General features: G+C 65.8%; 20 protein-coding genes and 1 other RNA gene. 9 read left to right on the top strand and 12 right to left on the bottom strand.

Features of this window, described 5'->3' with window-relative positions; translation table 11 throughout:
• Positions 1-1,128, top strand: a complete 1,128-nt coding sequence (locus tag AU072_RS04225; RefSeq protein WP_235629974.1) for an acyl-CoA dehydrogenase family protein — start codon at positions 1-3, stop codon at positions 1,126-1,128.
• Here the strand turns inward: AU072_RS04225 and AU072_RS04220 are convergent.
• Positions 1,125-1,934 (bottom strand): SDR family oxidoreductase, encoded by an 810-nt coding sequence (locus AU072_RS04220; RefSeq protein WP_064412610.1) that lies wholly within the window; start codon positions 1,932-1,934, stop codon positions 1,125-1,127. The two genes, AU072_RS04225 and AU072_RS04220, sit on opposite strands and share 4 nt — an antisense overlap.
• 194 nt (positions 1,935-2,128) lie before the next feature.
• On the opposite strand from AU072_RS04220, the gene AU072_RS04215 reads away from it, so the two are divergent.
• The 4 genes from AU072_RS04215 (at position 2,129) to AU072_RS04200 (ending at position 5,885) form a co-directional block, all read left to right on the top strand.
• Entirely contained in the window at positions 2,129-2,740 is a 612-nt protein-coding gene (locus AU072_RS04215) for a TetR/AcrR family transcriptional regulator (protein WP_064412609.1), read from the top strand.
• Positions 2,741-2,826: 86 nt separating this feature from the next.
• Positions 2,827-3,585, top strand: a complete 759-nt coding sequence (locus AU072_RS04210; RefSeq protein WP_064412608.1) for an SDR family oxidoreductase — start codon at positions 2,827-2,829, stop codon at positions 3,583-3,585.
• The gene (locus tag AU072_RS04205; RefSeq protein WP_064412607.1) at positions 3,582-4,862 is read left to right on the top strand and encodes a DUF427 domain-containing protein; all 1,281 of its coding nucleotides are present in this window, start codon (positions 3,582-3,584) and stop codon (positions 4,860-4,862) included. The genes AU072_RS04210 and AU072_RS04205 overlap by 4 nt, the downstream gene beginning before the upstream one ends.
• 165 nt (positions 4,863-5,027) lie before the next feature.
• Entirely contained in the window at positions 5,028-5,885 is an 858-nt protein-coding gene (locus AU072_RS04200) for a mycofactocin-coupled SDR family oxidoreductase (protein WP_064412606.1), read from the top strand.
• A 367-nt stretch (positions 5,886-6,252) separates the two neighbouring features.
• Here the strand turns inward: AU072_RS04200 and ssrA are convergent.
• From ssrA to prfB, 9 genes are all read right to left on the bottom strand, one after another.
• Positions 6,253-6,621: a transfer-messenger RNA gene (gene ssrA, locus AU072_RS27470) on the bottom strand.
• Positions 6,622-6,733: 112 nt separating this feature from the next.
• Entirely contained in the window at positions 6,734-7,573 is an 840-nt protein-coding gene (locus AU072_RS04195) for a maleylpyruvate isomerase family mycothiol-dependent enzyme (protein WP_064412605.1), read from the bottom strand.
• A 50-nt stretch (positions 7,574-7,623) separates the two neighbouring features.
• On the bottom strand, positions 7,624-9,876 hold the full coding sequence (locus AU072_RS04190; RefSeq protein ID WP_235629975.1) for a putative bifunctional diguanylate cyclase/phosphodiesterase: 2,253 nt from the start codon (positions 9,874-9,876) through the stop codon (positions 7,624-7,626).
• A 133-nt stretch (positions 9,877-10,009) separates the two neighbouring features.
• A complete protein-coding gene (gene smpB, locus AU072_RS04185; protein ID WP_064345948.1) occupies positions 10,010-10,516 on the bottom strand; it encodes an SsrA-binding protein SmpB in 507 nt (168 codons plus the stop codon).
• 2 nt (positions 10,517-10,518) lie between these two features.
• On the bottom strand, positions 10,519-11,415 hold the full coding sequence (gene ftsX, locus AU072_RS04180) for a permease-like cell division protein FtsX (RefSeq protein ID WP_064394402.1): 897 nt from the start codon (positions 11,413-11,415) through the stop codon (positions 10,519-10,521).
• Positions 11,415-12,104 (bottom strand): cell division ATP-binding protein FtsE, encoded by a 690-nt coding sequence (ftsE, locus tag AU072_RS04175; protein WP_064346044.1) that lies wholly within the window; start codon positions 12,102-12,104, stop codon positions 11,415-11,417. The genes ftsX and ftsE overlap by 1 nt, the downstream gene beginning before the upstream one ends.
• Before the next feature lie 36 nt (positions 12,105-12,140).
• Positions 12,141-12,590 carry an Rv3103c family proline-rich protein gene (locus AU072_RS04170; RefSeq protein WP_064412603.1) on the bottom strand — a complete coding sequence of 150 codons (450 nt, stop codon included), beginning with the start codon at positions 12,588-12,590 and terminating at the stop codon, positions 12,141-12,143.
• Positions 12,587-13,555, bottom strand: a complete 969-nt coding sequence (locus AU072_RS04165; RefSeq protein ID WP_407937584.1) for a mechanosensitive ion channel family protein — start codon at positions 13,553-13,555, stop codon at positions 12,587-12,589. Before AU072_RS04165 ends, AU072_RS04170 begins: the two co-directional genes overlap by 4 nt.
• Complete coding sequence (prfB, locus tag AU072_RS04160; RefSeq protein WP_064412601.1) at positions 13,548-14,654, bottom strand: peptide chain release factor 2; 1,107 nt, start codon at positions 14,652-14,654, stop codon at positions 13,548-13,550. The genes AU072_RS04165 and prfB overlap by 8 nt, the downstream gene beginning before the upstream one ends.
• A gap of 163 nt (positions 14,655-14,817) precedes the next feature.
• On the opposite strand from prfB, the gene AU072_RS04155 reads away from it, so the two are divergent.
• Positions 14,818-16,194, top strand: a complete 1,377-nt coding sequence (locus AU072_RS04155) for an FAD-dependent oxidoreductase (RefSeq protein WP_064412600.1) — start codon at positions 14,818-14,820, stop codon at positions 16,192-16,194.
• Positions 16,195-16,258: 64 nt separating this feature from the next.
• Here AU072_RS04155 and AU072_RS04150 read toward each other — a convergent pair whose 3' ends face one another.
• Positions 16,259-16,627, bottom strand: coding sequence for a hypothetical protein (locus AU072_RS04150; protein WP_064412599.1), 369 nt, complete (start codon positions 16,625-16,627; stop codon positions 16,259-16,261).
• Positions 16,628-16,650: 23 nt separating this feature from the next.
• Here AU072_RS04150 and hisN point away from each other — a divergent pair, with 23 nt between their 5' ends.
• The 3 genes from hisN to AU072_RS04135 all read left to right on the top strand — a co-directional run bounded on the left by hisN (position 16,651) and on the right by AU072_RS04135 (position 20,174).
• Positions 16,651-17,445, top strand: a complete 795-nt coding sequence (gene hisN, locus AU072_RS04145) for a histidinol-phosphatase (protein WP_064412598.1) — start codon at positions 16,651-16,653, stop codon at positions 17,443-17,445.
• A 96-nt stretch (positions 17,446-17,541) separates the two neighbouring features.
• Entirely contained in the window at positions 17,542-18,945 is a 1,404-nt protein-coding gene (locus tag AU072_RS04140) for an acyl-CoA dehydrogenase family protein (protein WP_064412597.1), read from the top strand.
• 14 nt (positions 18,946-18,959) lie between these two features.
• Complete coding sequence (locus AU072_RS04135; protein WP_064412596.1) at positions 18,960-20,174, top strand: acyl-CoA dehydrogenase family protein; 1,215 nt, start codon at positions 18,960-18,962, stop codon at positions 20,172-20,174.
• A gap of 307 nt (positions 20,175-20,481) precedes the next feature.
• Here the strand turns inward: AU072_RS04135 and AU072_RS04130 are convergent, their stop codons facing one another.
• Entirely contained in the window at positions 20,482-21,459 is a 978-nt protein-coding gene (locus AU072_RS04130; RefSeq protein WP_064412595.1) for an esterase family protein, read from the bottom strand.
• Positions 21,460-21,763 lie beyond the last annotated feature (304 nt).

Below are 21,763 nucleotides of genomic sequence, written 5' to 3'. Positions count from 1 at the left end.
TTGTCCGGCATCACCGACGGTTTCGCAGCGACCGACGAGCAGGAAGAGTTGCGCCGGACGGCCCGCGCATTCTTCGAGCTGAAGTCACCCGAGCACGAAGTTCGCCGCGTCATGGAGACTCCCGAAGGCTACGACCGCGAGGTGTGGCGCCAGATGGCCGACCAACTCGGGCTCCACGGGTTGGCCATTGGCGAGGAATTCGGTGGAAGCGGGTATGGCTACGCCGAATTGGGCGTGGTCGTCGAGGAGTCGGGGCGCGCCCTGTTGCCAGGCCCGTTCTTCGGCTCCGTCGTGATGGCGGGCAGCGCCTTGATGTGCTGCGACGACGAGGGCGCCCAGTCTCGATACCTTCCACGCATCGCGACGGGCGAGACCATCGCCGCGCTGGCGCTGACCGAGCAATCTGGCCGGTGGAGTGCGGAGACGATCCACACCAGCGCGCGTCGCCGCGGACCACGATGGTTCATCAACGGCAGCAAGACATTCGTCTTGGACGGTCACGTTGCCGACCTGCTGTTGGTCGTAGCCCGGACGGCCGCCGGTGTCTCACTGTTCGCGGTGGATGACACCGAGGGACTGTCGCGCCGGATGCTCTCGACGCTTGACGCGACGCGGCGCCAGGCCCGAATCGACTTCGACGACACCCCGGCCGAGTTGATCGGCACTGAGGGGCAGGCCTGGCCTGCGTTGTCGCACGCGCTCGACATCGCGGCCGCCTGTCTCGCGGCCGAACAGGTCGGGGGCGCACAGCGGTGCCTGGAAATCGCCGTCGGCTACGCGAAGACGCGCCGTCAATTCGGCAGGCCGATCGGGTCTTTCCAGGCGGTCCGGCACAAGTGTGCCGATTTGATGCTCGAGATCGAGTGCGCTCGAGGCGCGGCGCAATACGCGGTGCACACCGCAGCGCTGCGACTGGACGAACTTCCCGCCGCCGCCTCGCTGGCCAAGGCCTACTGCTCGGACGTCTACACGAAAGCGGCCGCGGCGAGCATCCAGATCCACGGCGGAATCGGCTTCACCTGGGAGCATCCCGCCCACATGTACTTCAAGCGGGCGAAATCGTCGGAGCATCTTCTGGGCGATCCCGCCTACCATCGCGGCCTGCTCGCCGACCGGGTCGGGATCTAGAAGTCGGTCCCGCCGTCGATGTTGATCGCTGCGCCGGTCATGTACGCCGCCCGATCGCTCAATAGGAAAGCGATCAACTCCCCCGCCTCATTCGGGCGGCCTCCGCGGTCGAGGGCCACCCGCATGTTCCAGGCGGGATTGCTGGACAGGTGGGTGTAGATCGCGTCTTCCTCCGGCACGTTGTACTCCGCTGCCCGCTGGGCGCGGATGAAGTCGTTCACCTCGGTGTCGAACAATCCAGGACAGACGGTGTTCACCCGGATGTTGTCGGGCCCATGCGTTTTCGCGAGAATCTTCGACATTGTCAGGACGGCGGCCTTGAGCGCGTTGTACGGCGGTATCAGGACTTTCGGTGCGCGCACCGAATACGCGGCCGTCGTCACCACCGTGCCACCGCCGGTGCGTTGCAGATGCGGAATGATCGCGCGGCAGGAGCGCACAGTCGCCATCAAGATCATCTGGTAGTACCAGTCCCACGATTCGTCGGTGTGCTCGAGGAACGGGCCCTGCTGCTTCATCGGGCCCGCCGTCACTGCCAATCCCCGCAGATCGCCGAGCCTGTCGGCGGCTTCATCGACGGCGCGCGCAACACCGTCGCCGGGGGCCGCGGCGTCGACGCTGATCCCCACGGCACGGACGCCATGTCGGCCGGACAACAGGGACGCCTTCTCGACGGCACGCTCACCGTCGCGTGCCAGTAGCGCCACGTTGGCACCGTCGTGGGCAAGCTGTTCGGCAGCGGCAAACCCCATGCCGGTCGTTCCTCCGACGATGACGAAGTTGCGGCCCCTCAACCCGAGGTCCACGACAAACCTCCCTCGTCATCTCGCGACACCCGCGCCCACGGAGTGTAACAATTGAACGTGATGTGTCACTATGATCAGTATCCGCGGAGCGTGTCAGCCTGCCGCCAGCGCGGTGCGCCGGAACGCCTGAACACGAGCTGTCACGTAGCATAGAAGGGTTCAAAACTGCTTGATCCCAGCGACGAGGGAGCGACATGGCGACTGAGCGGGCCACGGCCGAGCTCGACGAGCAGCAGGAGTCCGACCGCCGAGACCAGATCCTCGAAGCGGCGAACTTGTGCTTCTCGCAACTGGGGATCCAACGCACGAGCGTGCAGGATGTCGCCCGGGTTGCGAACGTGTCGCGGGGCACGGTGTACCGCTACTTCGAGGACCGCACGATTCTCATCGAGGCGGCCATCGAGTACGGCGCCCAGAAGTTCTACCAGGAAGTCGCGGCGGCAATGGCGAAGAAGTCCACGCTGGCCGAGAAGCTTGGCGCCATGGCAGAAACCCACGCCAGAATCCTGCTCGATCATCGGACGCGGAACCGCCTGATGGCTGACGACGCCGAATTGATGCGGCACATGATCGCCGACGGCGATTCGGCTGTACGGCGCACGACCGAGTTTCTCGTACCCTACGTGCGGGAGGCCCAGGAGCGTGGCGAGGTCGGGGCGAACATCGACGTCAAGGCCGCCAGTGAATGGCTTGCCAGGATCATCTACTCATTCTCGACGGTGAACAAAGCTCAGACCTTCGACATGTCCAAGCCCACCACTGTGCGTCGTTACGTCGAGAAGTTCGCCGTCAACGGCCTGCGCTGATCCTTCAATCGCGAACAGTGATACATACTCTGTAATAATGTTCTATTTCGGGCCGTAGGCTTCGGGAGCATGAAAGCAGAGGTGGCATGGGTGAGCTGTCGCTAGCCGGCAAGAGGGTGGTCGTGGTGGGCGCATCCGCCGGCATCGGGCGCTCCTTCGCCGTACGGGCGGGCAAAGACGGCGCCGAGGTGGTCCTCGCCGCGCGCCGCGTCGACAAGCTCGATGAGGTGGTTGCGGAGGCGGGCCGTGGAGTGACGGTGGCGGTCGACGTGCGCAACCCTGCCGATTGCGCACGACTCGCCGAGGTGGCAGGTGAGGCGCTGGGCAAAGTCGACATCCTGCTGATCTCGTCGGGATACGCACCTCTGAAGATGTTTTCCGACACCGGCGCAGAGGACTGGCGAGATGTGTTTGAAACCAACGTGATCGGCGTACACGAACTCATCCGAGCCCATCTTCCGATACTCGACCCGACGGCGATCGTCGCTGCGCTGTCGTCGGATTCGGTGCGCCATCCGCACACGGCGCTCGGCGCCTACTCCTCGAGCAAGGCGGCGATGGAGCGCTGCCTGGTCTCGTGGCGTCTGGAGAAGCCGGGATACCGGTTCAGCTGCGTGGAGATCAGCGGCACCGTCCCGACGGACTTCACCTCACAGTTCGACCCCGACCTGCTCGGCACAGCGCTCACCGAATGGCTCGCGCGCGGACTCGTCCAAGAGAGCCGAATGACGCCCGACGCTGTCGCAGACGTTCTCGCAGGCACTTTCGCCAGCGCCATCGACAATCCCGATGTCGGCCTGGAGTCCCTCGTTCTCAAATCACCGACGGGGCCGATGCGGTCATGACCGAACAAGTCGAGTCGGCATGGCCGGCGCACCCCGACTACCGGATCGGCATCGAGCGCAGTCCCTTCACCGGGCAGGTGTGGCTCGGGAACCTCCTCGTCGCCGAGAGCGAAAAGTGCCTTGTGGTCACCGAAAGCGATCACGTCGACCGGCTGTACTTCCCGAAGGCGGACGTGCGATGGGAGCTGCTCGAGCCCAGCGAGCACACGACCGTTTGTCCATTCAAGGGCCGCGCTTCCTACTGGAGCCTGTCGGCCGCGGGCCAAACGATCGACAACGTCGCGTGGAGCTATCCGACGCCGCTGCCCGAAGTTGCGGGAATCGCCGACCACATCTCGTTTTACGACGACCGGCTGCGCATCGTCGTCGTGGAGCACTGGCCCGACGGGGCGTTGGTGCCCACGAGATTCCCGCTGTGGGGTGATGCCGCCGAGCTGGTGCGGCTCATCGACGTGGAACCGCGCGGCGACAACCACTTCGTCGGCCCCGCGCACGGCCCGACGCAGCGCGACGTCGTCGAAGGCGGACAGCTGCTCGCCGAAGCCATCGTCGCGGTGTCCAAAACCCTTCCCGAGCAACGGGTCACATCAGCATCGATGGCCTTCCTCAAGGCAGCTTCCTTCACCGCGCCGGTCGAGCTGTCCGTTGACCTGCTGCGTAAGGGTCGCACGTTCTCGACCACCGAAGTTCGTGCCACGCAGCACGACACCCTTCGCGGCGCTGCCATCCTGCTTTGTGATTCGGGGTCCAGCGATGTCATCGGTCACGCGATGGCGATGCCGGACGTCCCGAAGCCTTCGGACGCCGAGCCGTTCGAAGGCTTCGGTATGCCCGGTCGCGAGATCCGGGTGGTAGACGGCGCGTACGACTCGAACCCCGATCGGGTGGGACCGCCGGAGATCAATGCGTGGGTTCGGTTCCGGGACGCACCCGACCAGTCCTACCTTCATTCCGCCTTGTTGGCTCAGTCCAGTACTCATTGGACGATCGCCGCGGGCATGTTGCCGCACAGAGGGTTTGGCGAGGCCCTTGCACATCGCACCTTGTCCACCGGGATCATGAAGGCCACAATCGCATTCCACGAAGATGCGGACGTCACAGACTGGCTGCTGTATACCAACCGCGCGTTCTGGGCCGGACGCGGACTGGTCCAAGGTGACGGCCACGTGTTCACGGAGGGCGGGCGGTTGGTGGCGTCCTACACGATCCAGGCGATGGTCCGTGAGTTCCATACCCGGCCGGAAGCCATGGGCCACGACGAACGCACCGCCATGTGAGGTAGGCGCCGATGGTCGCGAAAAAAACTGTTGTACCGGCCTTCTCATCGGTGTGCGCCCTGACGCCCGTTCGGCGGCGAGGCCTGTCAGCTGTATGACAGATTTACAGTCTGTGTTCTATCATCCAGCGGGGTGGGCCGACGTCCTAGCGCATGGGAGAGCTGAATGAACCGTCTCACAGGCAAGGTGGCAGTGATCACCGGCGCAGCGCGAGGCCAGGGGCGCAGCCACGCGGTACACATGGCCGATGAGGGCGCCGACATCATCGCCCTGGACATATGCGCAGACATCCCCTCCAACGAGTATCCGTTGGCCACCCCGGCCGACCTCGACGAGACAGCGACGCTGGTCGATAAGGCGGGGCGACGCGTCGTCACGGCCGCGGTGGATGTCCGCGACCGACCTACCCTGAAGAAGGTGCTCGACGACGCCGTCGCCGAACTCGGTGGCTTGCACATCGTCGTCGCCAATGCCGGAATCTGCCCGCAGGGCAGCCACATTCCGTACCGTGGTTTCATCGACGCGTTCGACGTGGACTTCGTGGGCGTGGTCAATACGGTTCACCTCGGGCTCGAGCATCTCGGGCCGGGCGGGTCCGTGATCGTCACCGGATCGATCGCGGGCCTGGTCGAGCAGAAGGATCTCGCCACCGGCGGCGGACCGCAGGGACCCGGCGGGGCGGGGTACGGCATGGCCAAGAAGATGATCCGCGAATACACGAAGGCGCTCGCACTCACGATGGCGCCACACGGGGTTCGCATCAACACGGTCCACCCGACCAACGTGAACACCGACATGCTGCACAACCTGCCGATGTACCGGACGTTCCGACCGGATCTGACGGACCCGTCGCGCGAGGATGCCGAACTCGTCTTTCCCGTTCTGCAGGCGATGCCCATCCCCTATGTCGAACCCGAAGACATCTCGCATGCCGTTGTCTACCTCGCCTCGGACGAATCGCGTTATGTGACGGGGCAGCAGTTGTTCGTGGATGCCGGCGCCAGCCTCAAGCTGGGTATCTGACGCGGGCCGCTCAGCGGGCGTTACGCGGGGAAATCGAACTGTTCGCCGACGGGACCCGCCGTCGCGGCGCGGCTCGATTTTCTGTACCGCGTGAGCTGACCTCCGAGGTCGGGCATTTCGGCTACTGCACCGCGGCCGAACGCGCGATCTTGCATCGGCTTCATCCCGACGTGAGGCGACTTTCGCCCACCAGAGGCGGAGATCAGTCGACAAGTCGATCGCGAGCAAACTGCACGCCCTGCTGGACCGGCCGTTCGACGTCGAGGCGCTGTAGGACGGCCTGACACGCAAACGCCTTTGGCTTGGCTGCACATGCGGCCGCAACAAAGAAGGCCAGAGCGAAATGCGCTCTGGCCATCCCCGTTCACAGTGGAGCTGCCGGGAATCGAACCCGGGTCCTACGGCGTTCCCTCAAGGCTTCTCCGTGCGCAGTTCGCTATGTCTCTACTCGGATCTCCTGATCACGCGAACAAGTCAGGATGACGATCCCAGTCGCTGTTTGATGTCCCGATGAGTCCCGCGACCGGACCCACCGGTTTATCCCTCTAGCTGATGCCAGACACCGGGTCGAGGGCTCTCCCGGGCTGACAGACACGCAGTCGCTTAGGCAGCGAGTGCGTAGTCGCGCTGATTGGAATCGGCGCTTAATTGGTTGCAACGACGCTTACGGTGGTCTCTTGCCTGCACCGGCACGCTTCCCTTGATTCGACGCTCGAAGTCGAAACCGTTCAGCCCCTGTGTAGTTGTCTAACAACGCGCCCGCCGAAGTACGGCAGGACATTTCATCCTACGCGACCTACAACACCGCACACCACGTATTTATGCCCGCGCCGGATCAAAACCGCTGGTCAGATCACGTAGTTGAGGTGATCGACGACACGCCTGCCGACCTCCTCATCCCCTCCGTAAGCGATCGCGTCGTGATCCAACGCGACTCGCCCACCGGCCAGCCGCGCGAACAGCAGCGCATCGAGCGTGATCGTCGCCGTCGGCTCGGCGCCGGCGAAGTCCTCGACCAACTTGGCCCGCCCCTCGACCGCGACGTTGATCGTCCTGCCCAGAGGCCCCGTCAGCACGATCGACACCCGAGAACCGTCGGGCGCCCCGCCCAGTTTGCCGACCACAAAGCCCATACTGGCCGCCATCTCGTCGAGCGCGAACATCGCGGGCGTGCCCGTCGGGTCGGATGCGGGCCGCCCGAGCGCATCGCGGATGTCGTGCTCGTGCATCCAGCAATCGAAGATCCGCACCCGCATGAACCGGCCGTAGCTGTCCGGGCCGGCCGGCGTCGCCGTCACCTGGTTCCACTCGTCGTCGCTCAGCGCGGTCAGCGCCGCACGACGCTCGGCGGTGATCGCCCGAAAGCGGTCCAGCAGCTCCGCACCGCTGATCGTCCGCAGCGCAAGCACCCAACGTTCGTTGAGCACACCGATGTCGTTGCGCACGTGCTCGAACAACGACACGTCCACATCGGACTCCGGGGTGTCCATACCCGCCAACATCGATTCGGTGCCGACCATGTGGGCCGTCACGTCGTGCACCGTCCAGCCGGGCAGCGACGTCGCCGCCTCCCAGTCGGAGTCGGACAGACCCGCCAACAATCCGTCGATCGTGCGCCACTGCGCGAACAGCGCATCGAGGACCGCGGATTTGTCGAGCTTCGTCACCGGACGCGAGGGGCTGCTCACCGCCCGACCGTACCGCTCGTCACGGACCGCCGTGGACAGAACCCACAGCGCTACGGTGTGTCAGCGGCCAGAGGTGCGGCGGCAATATCGGCGATCGCCGCGGGCAACCCGAACAAATACCCCTGAGCCAACGAGCAGCCGGCGAGAAACACCATCTCGGCCTGCTCGGCGGTCTCGATGCCCTCGGCGATCACTTCCAGGCCCAGCGGAGCGCACACCGCGATCACCGACCGGTACAGCGTGGCGGCCTGGCCGCGTTCAGGCCCGGCCAACAAGCTGCGGTCGAGCTTGACGATTTGAATGGGTAAGGCGTGCAGATAGGTCAGCGAGTTGTAGCCGGCACCGAAATCGTCCAGGGCCACGTTGACCCCAATAGCCTTGAGCCGCCGGATCTGTGCGGCCGCCTCGTCGACATCGACGATCGGCACGGTTTCGGTGATCTCCAGCGTCAGCCGGCTGGGCTCCATGTCGTAACGCGCCAGTGTCGCTGCCACCACGTCACGGAAACCGCCGTCGCGCAAGCGTGCCGCCCCGATGTTGACCTGCAGATCGAGACGCACGCCTGCCGATGAGACTTCCCGGCAACTCCGGTCCAGCACCATCGCGTCGAAGGCTTCGCCGAGTCCCGCGGCCTCGGCGGCGGCCACGAACGTCTCGGGCGGTATCTGCGTGCCGTCGGGCGCCGTCCACCTCGCCAACGCCTCGACGGCGATCGGAGTCTCCTCGGGCAGCCGGACGATGGGCTGATAGACCAGTCTGAACCCAGCCGGCGCACCGCCGTCGGCATGACGTAACGCGGTGGGGAAGTCCACCGCCCGGCCGGTCATCGACGGGTAGACGACGGCGATGTCTTTGCCCAGGCGCTTACCCTCATACATCGAGTGGTCGGCCTTGCGCAGCAGATCGTCCGGGGTCTGGCTGTCTTCGTCGGCTTCCAGCCGAACCAAGCCCATGCTCGCACGGATCCGCACACTGGAGCCGTGCACGGCGAACGGCTCTCGAAGCGCCGCCCGGACGCGGTCGGCAACGACTTCGGGTGCCGCCGCGTCGCTGTTGATCAGGATCGCGAACTCGTCCCCGCCGATGCGCGCCAGGGTGTCGGTATCCCGCACGCATCGACGGAGCCGTTCGCCTACGGCGCGCAGCAGTTCGTCACCGCCCGCGTGCCCGAACCGGTCGTTGACGTCTTTGAAGTCATCGAGGTCGACGAAGATCAACACGAAACCGCCTCTGGACGCGGCGGTTTCGAGCTGCTTGCCGAAGAACAACCGGTTCGGCAGCCCGGTCAACGCGTCGTGATGCACCTGGTGCGCGAGCCGGCGCTGAGCGTCGAACAGCCGCACCGTCAGCCTGTGCTGCGCGCGCATCGCGAAGGCCTGGCGCGTGGCGACGAGCACAACCATCACCACCGCTCCGACGACGAGCACCCCGTCGAGTTCTCGGCCGATCATCACGTGATAGCCGTAAAGTATTGCGATTCCGGCGAATCCGGCGTACGGCAGGATCAACTGCACCCAGTCCATCACCCGATCGTCGGCGTGCGCGCCGGCCTCCGACTGCGGGCTCGGTGCGGCGAGTGAGTAGATCACCAGCATCAGCCCGAGGATGAATGCGCCACCGCCCCACAGGTCACCGTTCTGCACGTCGACGGTTCGGAAGTAGGCCACCATCCGGTCCGCGGCCGCGAGCAACATGACACCGCCGCTCAGCAGGAGGCAGTTCGCGCGGTAGGGCCGGCCGGGCCGGTAGAGGCTGGCGAAAAACACGCCCGCCACCACCGTGCACAACTGCAGCAGCGAGTAGATCACCAGAATGGTGGGGTTGTCCGACCGGGGGAACGCCGCTGCGGCCAGTCCGCCATAGCCGGCCAGGTAGGACAGCAGCGAGAACGAGATCGCCGCCACGATCCCGTCCAGCACGAAGGCGACGAGCGAATAGTGATGCACCGGAACCTCGGGGGTGCCGGTGCGCCCGACACCGACGCGTCCGAGCACGATCACGGCCGCGACGATGAGCACCGCGGGGAGCAGATACGCCACGATCTCCCGCGCACCCGCCACGCGACCGGGGTCAGAGCCGCCCCCCGTCCACCACAGCAGCTCACCGACGAGCCAGCTCAGGCACGAAGCCGCGATGAGGACTCGCCACCATCGAGACGGGCCGTCGACCTTGCGGGCAACCACGAAGCCGCGGACAACGATCACGGCGCCCAGGACCGCCTGCACCGCGATCATTCCCGCCTCGGCGCGGTCGTATCCCCACGGGGCCAGCGCGTTCACCACGACCAGCAAAAGCAGGGCCACCAAGACGCCGTAGCGCCAACGATGACCCCTGACCGACACGCCTTCCCCGCCTTTCCGTTCGTCATGATGCCAAACGCAACGAAGCGCTCATGGCGGCTCGGCGCAAATTCTCGAGTTGATCAGCCGGCGGCGATCAGGCCATGCCCTTGGCGCGGCGCCCCAACTCGCGGGTGATCTCGCGCTGCGCGTCACGACGCGCCAGGTCCTGGCGCTTGTCGCGGGCCTCTTTACCGCGCGCCAGCGCGAGCTCCACCTTCACCTTCCCGTCGGTGAAGTACAGCGACAGCGGCACGAGCGTGAGGTTGCCGTCGCGGATGCGGCCGATCAGCTGGTCGATCTGCCTGCGGTGCAACAACAGTTTTCGGTTGCGCCGCGGCACGTGGTTGGTCCAGCTGCCGTGGTGATATTCGGGGATGTGCAGGTTGCGCAGCCACACCTCGCCGTCGTCGACGGTGGCGAAGGCGTCGGCCAGCGACGCCTGCCCGTCGCGCAGGCTCTTGACCTCCGTGCCGACCAGCTGGATACCCGCCTCGAACGTCTCCAGAATCGAATAGTTGTGGCGCGCTTTGCGATTGGTCGCGACGACCTTGTTGTTGCTGGACCGGGACGGGTCGGCTTTCTTGGCGCCCTGTTTTGGCATGGCTACCTTCGTATGTAAAGCCGCAGTGTGACGTAGGCCGTGATCCCCGACATCGCCAGCCCCAGGAAGAGCATCAGCGGGGCGCTGAAATACAGCACGTCGGCATAGTCGACCTTGGCGATCAGATTCGCTTGATAGAACTGGTTCAGCGCATTCTCCAAGAACAGCGCCCGCACCACTATCAGCCCGATGATCGCGATGACCACACCGATCAAGGCCGCAAGCATCGCCTCCACCAGGAACGGCAACTGCGTGTACCAGCGGCTGGCTCCGACCAGACGCATGATGCCGATCTCGGTGCGTCTGGTGTACGCCGCGACTTGGACCATGTTGGCTATCAACAGCACCGCGCCGACCGCCTGAACCAACGCCACCGCGAACGCGGCGTTGCTGATGCCGTCGAGGACCGCGAACAGCCGGTCGATCAGCTCCTTCTGGTTGAGCACGTTGAGCACACCGGGCTGGCCGACCATCGCCTCGTCGAATTCCTTGTGCTGCTCGGGGTCGTCGAGCTTGACGATGAACGACGCCGGGAACGCGTCGCGCCCCGCGACGTCCTTGTACTGCGGGAACTTGGTGATCGCGTCCTCGTAGGCCTCGTCGCGGTTGAGGAACCGCACCGAGCGCACGTCGTCGCGGTCCTCGATCTGCTGACGCAGCGCCTTGCACGGGTCGGCGTCGCACGAGGGGTCGTTGGCCGAGACGTCGTTGGTCAAGAAGACCTGGCTCTCGACGCGGTCCAGGTAGATGTTGCGGGACTGGTCGGCCAGCCGGACGACGAGCAGGCCGCCGCCGAACAGGCCGATCGAGATGGCGGTCGTCAGGATCATCGCCACGGTCATGGTGACGTTGCGACGAAATCCGGTGAGGACCTCGTTGATCAGGAAGCCGAAGCGCACTAGCGATCCATTCCGTAGACGCCGCGCTGTTCGTCACGAATCAGCCGGCCGAGTTCGAGTTCGACGACCCGCTGACGCATCGAGTCGACGATGTGGTGGTCGTGGGTGGCCATCAACACCGTGGTCCCGGTGCGGTTGATCCGCTCGAGCAGATCCATGATGTCCTTGCTGGTCTCCGGGTCCAGGTTGCCGGTGGGCTCGTCGGCGAGCAGCACCAGCGGCCGGTTGACGAACGCGCGGGCGATCGCGACGCGCTGCTGTTCGCCACCGGACAGTTCGGCGGGCAGCCGGTTGGCCTTACCCGACAAACCGACCATCTCCAGCACGTCGGGCACCACCCGGTTGATGGTCTCCGCGCGCTTTCCGATCACCTCGAGGGCGAATGCGACGTTTTCGAAGACGGTCTTCTGCTGCAGCAGCCGGAAGTCCTGGAACACGCAGCCGATCACCTGGCGCAGGCTGGGGATGTGGCGTCCGGGCAGCTTGTTGACGTGGAACTTCGACACCTGGATGTCGCCGTGGGTCGGCGTCTCCTCGGCCAGCAGCAACCGCATGAACGTCGACTTGCCCGAACCCGACGGCCCGATGAGGAAGACGAACTCACCCTTGTCGATCTTGACCGAGACGTTGTCGAGTGCGGGTCGCGCCGACGACTTGTACTGCTTGGTCACGTTGTTGAGGGTGATCATCACGGGTCGCCAGTGTAGCGGTGAAAGGGTGCCGCCCTAGCTGGGCGGAGTCGTCGCCGGTGGTGGCAGCAGTTGCGGCACCGGGGGCACCAGCGGCGTGTCGGTCGTCGGCGGCGCCCCCTCGGGGCCGATGGTCTGGGTGATCGGTTGCCGCGGACCCGGGCCGTCCGGGTCGGTCACCGTCGTGGTCGGCGTGGTCGGGGTCTCGGTCGGGCTGGTGGTGGTTGTCGTCGGCGGTGTCGTCGTCGTGGTCGTGGTGGTGGTCGTCGTCGGTTCGGTGGTCCGGCGCACGTTGGTGCGCGGCACCCAGGTGTAGTTCGGGTCCGGCACGAACCCGGGCGGAACCACCGCCGGCGCTGGGGGTGGCGGTTCGGGGGGCTTGGGCTCGAACGTCTGGTTCACCCAGAACAGCGCAACGAACGCCGCGATGAGTATCACCGTCGACATCCGCATCCGGCCGAAACGTGCCGTCAGCCAGTTCCTCACTTCTTCTGCTCCGCCGAGCCCTGTGTCTGGTGTTCGGCTCCGTCGGTTGTCGCCGGGTGGACGATGGCGCCCACCATCGGCGTGGCACCGTCGGTCGGCGACACGATCCCGGCGCGGCGCAGCGCGGCGATGACCAACACGCGGATGCGACGGCCGACCTCGAACTGCTTACCCGGCAGTGTGCGCGCGACCATCCGCAGATTCACCGTCTCGAGCCCGATGCTCTCGACCCCCATCAGCTGTGGCGCGTCGAGCATCAGTGCGCTGAGCTCGGGATCCTCGGTTGCGTTCTGCGCGACGGTGTGCAGGAGTTCGTTGACCTCGTTGAGGTCCGACCCCGTCGGCACCGGAATGTCGATGACGGCGCGCGCCCAATCCTTCGACAGGTTCAGCGATCGAACGATGTTGCCGTTGGGGATGGTGTACATCTCACCTTCGGCGGTGCGCAGTTTGGTCACCCGCAAGGTCACCTCTTCGACCGTCCCCAGCGACTCCTCGGGCGCACCGACCATGCTGAGCTGCACCAGATCACCGAAGCCGTACTGCCTTTCGGTGATGATGAAGAAACCGGCCAGCAGGTCCTGGACCACTTTCTGCGCACCGAAGCCCAGCGCGGCGCCCAACACCGCCGCGGGCGCGACCAGCGACCCGATCGGGATCGCGAGCGTGGCGGTGATCTGCACTGCCACGATGATGAACAACAGGGCGACCGTCACCCACGAGATCACCGACGCGACGGCCTGACGATGCTTGGTGCTCTCCGAACGAACCAGCTGATCGCTTTCCAGGTACTCGGCGTCGATGCGGCTCACGATCCGCTGCGCCGCCCAGTTGATGAACCGCGCAGCCAGCAGTCCGCCGATCAACAACAGCGCGATCGTCACACCGCGGTCGAGAATCCAGTTGCCGATGTTGCCCTGCCAGAAGCCCTCCCCCAGGGACAATGCGATCAAATCGTCATCCATCATCTTGACTCTTGCGCCAACGGATACCCGCCTCGAGGAATCCATCGAGGTCGCCGTCCAGCACCGCCGCCGGGTTGCCGACCTCGTACTCGGTGCGCAGATCCTTGACCATCTGGTAGGGGTGCAGCACGTACGAGCGCATCTGATTGCCCCACGAGCTGCCGCCGTCGCCCTTGAGGGCGTCCATCTCGGCGCGCTCCTCTAACCGCTTACGTTCCAACAACTTTGCCTGCAGAACCCGCATCGCCGAAACCTTGTTCTGCAACTGCGACTTCTCGTTCTGGCAGGTCACCACGATACCCGTCGGGATGTGGGTCAGCCGGACCGCCGAGTCGGTGGTGTTGACCGACTGGCCGCCGGGACCGCTGGACCGGTAGACGTCAACGCGCACATCGCTTTCCGGGATGTCGATGTGGTCGGTGGTCTCCACCACCGGCAGGACTTCGACGTCGGCGAACGATGTCTGCCTGCGGCTCTGGTTGTCGAACGGGCTGATCCGTACGAGGCGATGGGTGCCCTGCTCGACCGACAGGGTGCCGTAGGCGAACGGCGCGTGCACCGCGAACGTCGCGCTCTTGATCCCCGCCTCTTCGGCGTAGGAGATGTCGAACACCTCGACGGGATAGTCGTGCTGTTCGGCCCAGCGGATGTACATGCGCATCAACATCTCGGCCCAGTCCGCCGCGTCCACCCCGCCGGCGCCCGAGCGGATCGTGACGACGGCCTCGCGCTCGTCGTACTCGCCGGACAGCAGCGTGCGGACCTCCATCGCCTCGATGTCCTCGCGCAGCTTGCTCCGCTCGGCGTCGGCTTCTGCCAGTTCCTCCTCGCTGCCGTCCTCGGCGGCCAGCTCGTACATCACCGGCAGGTCGTCGAGGCGCTGCCGGAGTTCCTCGACGCGCCGCAGCTCGCCCTGGGTGTGCGACAGCTCGCTGGTGACCTTCTGCGCGCGCACCTGGTCGTCCCACAGGTTCGGGTCGGAGGCCTCGTGCTCGAGCTTCTCGATGCGACCGCGGAGGCCTTCGACGTCGAGCACCCGCTCCACCGTCGTGAGGGTGGAGTCGAGGGCAGCGAGGTCGGCTTGACGGTCAGGATCCACGGGAGTTCAGGTTACCCGTGAGCCGAGCCACGCCGGTTCTCGCGACTGGCGGCAACGAGGCCCGTCCGCGTTCTAGCATCGGATGCGTAACCAGCCGGCCCCGACGCGACAGCCCCTTGCGCGAGGCCGGGCAGCGACAAGGAAGCTTCGACAAAAGGTGTCCATGCGCCCCTACCACGTGGCGATCGTCGGCTCGGGACCTTCGGGTTACTTTGCCGCGGCGTCGTTACTCAAGTTCGCCGATTCCCAAGACGACGCCAGCCAGAAAAGAGACGTGCGCGTCGACATGCTCGAGATGTTGCCCACCCCCTGGGGGCTGGTGCGCTCGGGTGTGGCGCCCGACCATCCGAAGATCAAGTCGATCAGCGCCCAGTTCGAGAAGACGGCGCTGGATCCGCGATTCCGCTTCTTCGGCAACGTCGCGGTCGGCCAGCATGTGCAGCCAGCCGAGTTGGCCGAACACTACGACGCGGTGATCTACGCCGTCGGCGCACAATCGGATCGGGCGCTGGGGATTCCCGGTGAAGACCTGCCCGGCAGCGTCGCCGCCGTCGATTTCGTCGGCTGGTACAACGCCCACCCGCATTTCGAGGAGATCGCACCGGACATCTCCAGCGGTCGCGCCGTCGTGATCGGCAACGGCAACGTCGCTCTGGACGTGGCGCGGATCCTGGTCACCGATCCCGATGTACTGGGCGCGACGGACATCGCCGACCACGCGTTGAAATCGCTGCACGACCGCGGGGTGGAGGAGGTCCTCGTCGTCGGGAGGCGGGGGCCGTTGCAGGCACCGTTCACCACACTGGAGTTGCGCGAGCTCGGGCACCTCGAGGGGCTCGGTGACGTCGACGTCATCATCGACCCCGCCGACTTCGCCGACATCACCGAGGACGACCTCGAGGCGGCGGGCAAGACGGTGCGCAACAACATCAAGGTGTTGCGCGGCTATGCCGAACAGACGCCGAAGAATGCCAAGCGGCGCATCGTCTTTCGCTTCCGCACCTCCCCGATAGAGATCAAGGGAGACGGTCGCGTCGAATCGATCGTGCTGGGCCGCAACGAGCTGGTCGAGGAGAACGGCCGCATCGTCGCCAAGGACACCGGGGAACGCGAGGAAGTGCCGGCCCAGCTCGTGGTGCGCGCCGTCGGCTATCGCGGTGTGCCGACGCCCGGCCTGCCGTTCGACGAGCGCAGCGGCACGATCCCACACACCCACGGACGCGTCGAAGGCAGCCGCAACGAGTACGTCGTCGGCTGGATCAAGCGCGGGCCCACGGGCGTCATCGGCAGCAACAAGAGCGATTCGCAGGAGACCGTGGACACACTGATCGCCGACCTGGCCGGCGCGCAGTTGTCCGAGTTCGATGAGAACCATTCGCGGCGGTTGGCCGAATGGCTGGTCGAGCGGCAGCCGAAGGTCGTCACCGATGACCACTGGCGGCTGATCGACGAATACGAGCGGTCAGCGGGGGAACCGCACGGGCGACCGCGCGTGAAGCTGACCACCGTGGCCGAGATGCTGAGGATCGGGCACGGCTGAGCGTCGGCTCGTTTTGCCGCGGACGGTTGTGGTCGGCGCGGATTGACGACCCTGCGTGCAAAGTTCAGGAGTAGGGCGGCGGCGTCGGCGGCGGCGCGGCGCCCGGTGGCGGGGCCTGCGGCGCGAATCGCCAGTTGTCCGGGTTCTTCGGCGAGTAGACGACGGGAAACAGTTGGCCCATCGACGGCCAGTCGTCGACGTCGACCTCGAGCCGCTGGTACACGACATGCTCGTTGACCGTGGGCCCGTTGATGACGCCCGTGATCGTGACGTACTGCGGTCCGGTGACGTCGGTCGGGCGCGGGCTGACGCCGGTGACCAGCAGTTGACCCGACGGCCAGTCAGTCGGTGTACCGCGACGGCGCATCAGCATCGGTCGGGCCAGCAGCACCAGCGCACCGACCAGCAGCAGTATCACCGCGAATTCCCACATCCCGACATGGTAGGACGACAGGCATGGATACCGAGGCTGACGATCTGACACTGGCGCTGGCCCTTGCCGACGAAGCCGATGTTCGGACCATGGCCCGCTTCGGAGCGGTCGACCTTGTCGTCGAGACCAAACCCGATCTCACCCCCGCCACGGACGCCGACCTCGAGGTCGAATCGATGATCCGCGACCGACTCGACCGGGAACGACCCGACGACTCGGTGTTCGGCGAGGAGTTCGGCGGCACGAAGGAGTTCGTGGGCAGGCAGTGGGTCGTCGACCCGATCGACGGCACCAAGAACTTCGTCCGCGGCGTGCCGGTGTGGGCGACGCTGATCGCGCTGTTGCACGACGGCATACCGGTGCTCGGCGTCGTGAGCGCGCCCGCGCTGCACCGACGGTGGTGGGCGGTGACCGGACGGGGTGCGTACGCGCAAGTGTCCGGGCAGTCGGAGCGACGGCTGAGCGTGTCGAAGGTCGACGACCTCGGCTCGGCGAGCCTGGCGTTCTCCAGCCTCTCGGGGTGGGCCGACCGCGGCATCCGCGACCGGTTCATCGCGCTGACCGACGCGGTGTGGCGGGTGCGCGGTTACGGCGACTTCTACAACTACTGCCTGGTCGCAGAGGGCGCCGTCGACATCGCGATGGAGCCGGAAGTCTCGACGTGGGACCTGGCGCCGCTCGACGTCCTGGTGCGCGAGGCCGGCGGCCGATTCACCAACCTGTCAGGCGAGGCCGGACCGCACGGCGGCAGCGCGGTCGCCACGAACGGACTGCTGCACGACGCGGTGCTGCGTCGGTTGTCGCCGCCCGAGCTGTGAGTTCGACTACAACTTACTTGTGAGTCAGTTCGAATACCTTACTCTGGAGTCAGTTCGACGAGTTCGGACGTCACAAATCAAAGCGAGGCAGTCGAAATGAGTAAAGCCCTGCCGTCGAAAAACGGATCCAAGCCCAAGCGCAGCGACAAGGAAAGCGCGGTCGGCCTGAAGAAGCACAAGCGCTCCGCGACCGATCTCGGGCTGGCGCTGGTCACTCCCCTGGTCGGCCAGGAGTTCCTCGACCGCTACAACCTGCGCGACCCGCTCAACCGCGGATTGAAGTACGGCGTCAAGCAAGTCTTCTCGTTCGCCGGTGCGGCCAGCCGACAGTTCAAGCGGGTATCGGGCAGCCAGAGCGGACCGACGCGGCTGAAGAAGAGCGGTTCGGATTACTTCGACCTCACCCCCGACGACGAGCAGCAGATGATCGTCGAGACGGTCTGCGAGTTCGCCGAGGAGGTCATCCGTCCCGCCGCACGCGAGGCCGACGAGTCCGCCGACTACCCGGTCGACCTCGTCGCGAAGGCATCCGAACTCGGCATCACCGCGATCAACGTGCCCGAGGATTTCGAGGGCATCGCCGCGCACCGCGCAGCCGTCACCAATGTGTTGGTCGCCGAGGCACTGGCGTACGGCGACATGGGGCTGGCGCTGCCGATCCTGGCCCCTGCCGGGGTCGCGTCGGCGCTGACGCACTGGGGCAGCGCCGATCAGCAGGCCACCTATCTGAAAGAGTTTGCGGGCGAGAATGTTCCGCAGTCCTGCGTGGCGATCGCCGAACCGCGGGCACTGTTCGATCCCACCGCGTTGAAGACCACCGCGGTCCGGACTCCGAGCGGTTACCGCCTCGACGGGGTCAAGTCGCTTGTGCCCGCCGCCGCCAACGCCGAACTGTTCATCGTCGGGGCGCAACTCAACGGCAAGCCGGCGCTTTTCATCGTCGAATCGTCGTCGAAGGGCCTGACCATCACGCCCGACCCGGGGATGGGCATCCGCGGAGCGGCGATCGGGCAGGTCGAGCTCGACGGGGTCTCGGTGCCGCTGTCGGCACGCCTCGGCGAGGAGGAGGCGCCACCGATAGAGACAGACCGGATCTACTCGGAGGCACTCGCGCTGTCGCGGCTCGGCTGGGCGGCGCTGGCTGTTGGCACCGCCCACGCGGTACTCGACTACGTCGTCCCATATGTCAAGGAGCGGCACGCATTCGGCGAACCCATCGCACACCGTCAGGCCGTCGCGTTCATGTGCGCCAACATGGCGATCGAGTTCGACGGTCTGCGCTTGATCACGTGGCGCGGCGCGTCACGGGCCGACCAGGGCCTGCCGTTCGCCCGCGAGGCGGCGCTCGCCAAACGGTTGGGAACCGACAAGGGCATGCAGATCGGCCTGGACGGCGTGCAGCTGCTCGGCGGCCACGGCTACACCAAGGAACACCCCGTCGAGCGCTGGTACCGCGATCTGCGCGCCATCGGCGTCGCCGAGGGCGTCGTCGTCATCTGAGCGAAAGAGCAATCATGGCAATCAATCTGGAGCTGCCGCGCAAGCTCGAAGCGGTCATCGAGAAGGCTCATCAGGGGGCAGCGGAGATGTTGCGCCCGGTCTCGCGCAAGTGGGATCTGCGCGAGCACGAATACCCGGTGGAGCTGGACACCCTGGCCACCCTCTTCGAGGGCATCCAGGACGCGAAGGCTTTTGCGTTCGCAGGCGCCGAGGCGTTCGCGGGCGGTGACGAGCCCAGGGACGCGAACCACAACGGCGCCAACATGTCAGCGGTGCTTAACGTGATGGAGATCAGTTGGGGTGACGTGGCTTTGATGCTGTCGGTGCCGCGCCAGGGGCTCGGCAACGCGGCGATCTCCAGCGTGGCCACCCCCGAACAACTCGAGCGACTCGGCAAGGACGTGTGGGCCGCGATGGCGATCACCGAGCCCGGCTTCGGCTCGGATTCGGCGGCGGTGTCGACGACGGCCAGGCTTGACGGCGACGAGTACGTGATCAACGGCGAGAAGATCTTCGTCACGGCCGGCTCTCGGGCCACCCACATCGTGGTGTGGGCGACGCTGGACAAGTCGCTGGGCCGCGCGGCCATCAAGTCGTTCATCGTTCCGCGTGAGCATCCCGGTGTGACGGTCGAGCGACTCGAGGACAAGCTCGGCATCAAGGCCTCCGACACCGCGGTGATCCGGTTCGACAATGCCCGCATCCCCAAAGACAACCTGTTGGGCAGCCCGGAGATTCACGTGGAGAAGGGTTTTGCCGGGGTCATGGAGACCTTCGACAACACCCGGCCCGTCGTCGCCGCGATGGCCGTCGGCATCGCCCGCGCCGCCCTCGAGGAGGTACGCAAGATCCTCACCGAGGCCGGCATCGAGATCTCCTACGACAAACCCTCGCACGCGCAGAGCGCGCCCGCGGCGGAGTTCCTGCGAATGGAATCCGATTGGGAGGCGGCCTATCTGCTGATGGTCCGCTCGGCGTGGCAGGCCGACAACGACATTCCGAACTCCAAGGAAGCGTCGATGGGCAAGGCGAAGGCCGGTCGGGTGGCCAGCGACATCACCCTGAAGGCGGTCGAACTGGCCGGCACCGTCGGATACTCGGAGGTCACGCTGCTGGAGAAGTGGGCGCGCGACAGCAAGATCCTCGACATCTTCGAGGGCACCCAACAGATCCAGCTGCTGGTGGTGGCGCGCCGCCTGCTCGGCTTGTCCTCGGCCGAGCTCAAGTAACACCGGGCCGCGTTCGGTGCCGTTTGTGAATCTGACGACGAAAATCGCACGCAGGAAAGCGTCGCTGAGTGCACAATCGGCGGATCTAGAAGCCGTCGTGCACCACCCACCCGGGTGCGGCCGGTGACGCCGCCGCCGATGATCGTGCGCAAGGTGTGCGGCGCCTCGATCACCGTGACGTTCTTGGCGATGTGCGACCAAGGCGTTGACTGCGCTCATGTCGCCCCTTGTTCATCGGGGCCCAGGCGCGATCCGGGAACACAAGAGTCCCCGGACGCGTGTCGCGTCCGGGGACTCCTGACGTGCCTTACGAACCGAGATGCGAGATCAGGTCAGGCTTCATCTCCTGCAACTGCGCACCCCAGTACTCCCAGCTGTGCGTGCCGTACGGCGGGAAGTTGAACACGCCGTTCGTGCCGCCGGCAGCGATGTAGTTGTCGCGGAACGTGATGTTCGTGCGGATCGTCAGGCCCTCGAGGAACTCGGCGGGCAGGTTCGCGCCACCGAGCTCGTTGGGCGTGCCGTTACCGCAGTAGATCCAGATCCGGGTGCCGTTGGCGACGATCTGCGGGATCTGCACCATCGGGTCGTTGCGCTTCCACGCGCTGTTCGGGTCCTCGGTCCTGCCCCACATGTCGTTGGCGTCGAAACCGCCCGCGTCACCCATGGCCATGTTGATCAGGAACGGCCACTGGCCCTCGGACGGGTTGAGGAACGCCGACAGTGCTCCGGCGTAGATGAACTGGTCGGGGTGGAACACCGACAGGATCAGCGCGGAGTTGCCGGACATCGACAGGCCGACCGCGGCGTTGCCCGTGGTCGACACGCCCCTGTTGGCGGAGAGCCATTGCGGCAGCTCGCTGGTCAGGAACGTCTCCCACTTGTAGGTCTGGCAACCCGCCTTACCGCACGCGGGCGCATACCAGTCCGTGTAGAAGCTGGACTGACCGCCGACCGGCAGGACCAGCGAGAGCGGGGTTTCGAAGAACCACTCGAACGCCTGGGTCTCCAGGTCCCACCCGTTGTAGTCGTCGCGAGCACGCAGTCCGTCGAGCAGGTACACCGCCTTGGAGCCGGTGCCCTTCTGGAACTGCACCTTGATGTCGCGTCCCATCGACGGGGACGGCACCATCAGGTACTCGACCGGCAGGCCGGGCCGGGAGAACGCCCCAGCGGTGGCTGACTGGCCGGCCAGGCTCACGAATCCCGGTAGCAGGGCCGCCGCGATGGCCGCCACCGCGAAGCGCCGCGCCCATGGGCCGCGAATCTTGTCAATCAAGCTCATACTGCAAGTCCATCCATCTTCCGGTTTGCCACTTTGGAGGCCGTTCCGTCTGCGATCGAGCGATCGCCATCGACACCGCAGCAAGGTGTGCACTGCGCTGTCATGCCCGCTCGACTGAGCCCGGGGCCCGTCGAGCGGACCGAGAAAATTTCAGTTGTCGCGTGTGCAGTAAAACACGATGATCAGCGCAGGAGAAACCCAGGGCCGTGTCGCGCGCCGGATTTTCCAAGCAAATCACCATTGACGGGACCGTCGAAAAAGCCCTCGACCGGGCATCGGTGTGCTGATTGCGGCACCCGTAGGC

It is taken from the genome of Mycolicibacterium novocastrense, from assembly GCF_001499835.1.
Taxonomy (GTDB): domain Bacteria; phylum Actinomycetota; class Actinomycetes; order Mycobacteriales; family Mycobacteriaceae; genus Mycobacterium; species Mycobacterium novocastrense.
Note: the sequence above shows the minus strand (reverse complement) of the source record. Positions and strands in the feature narration are given on the sequence as shown.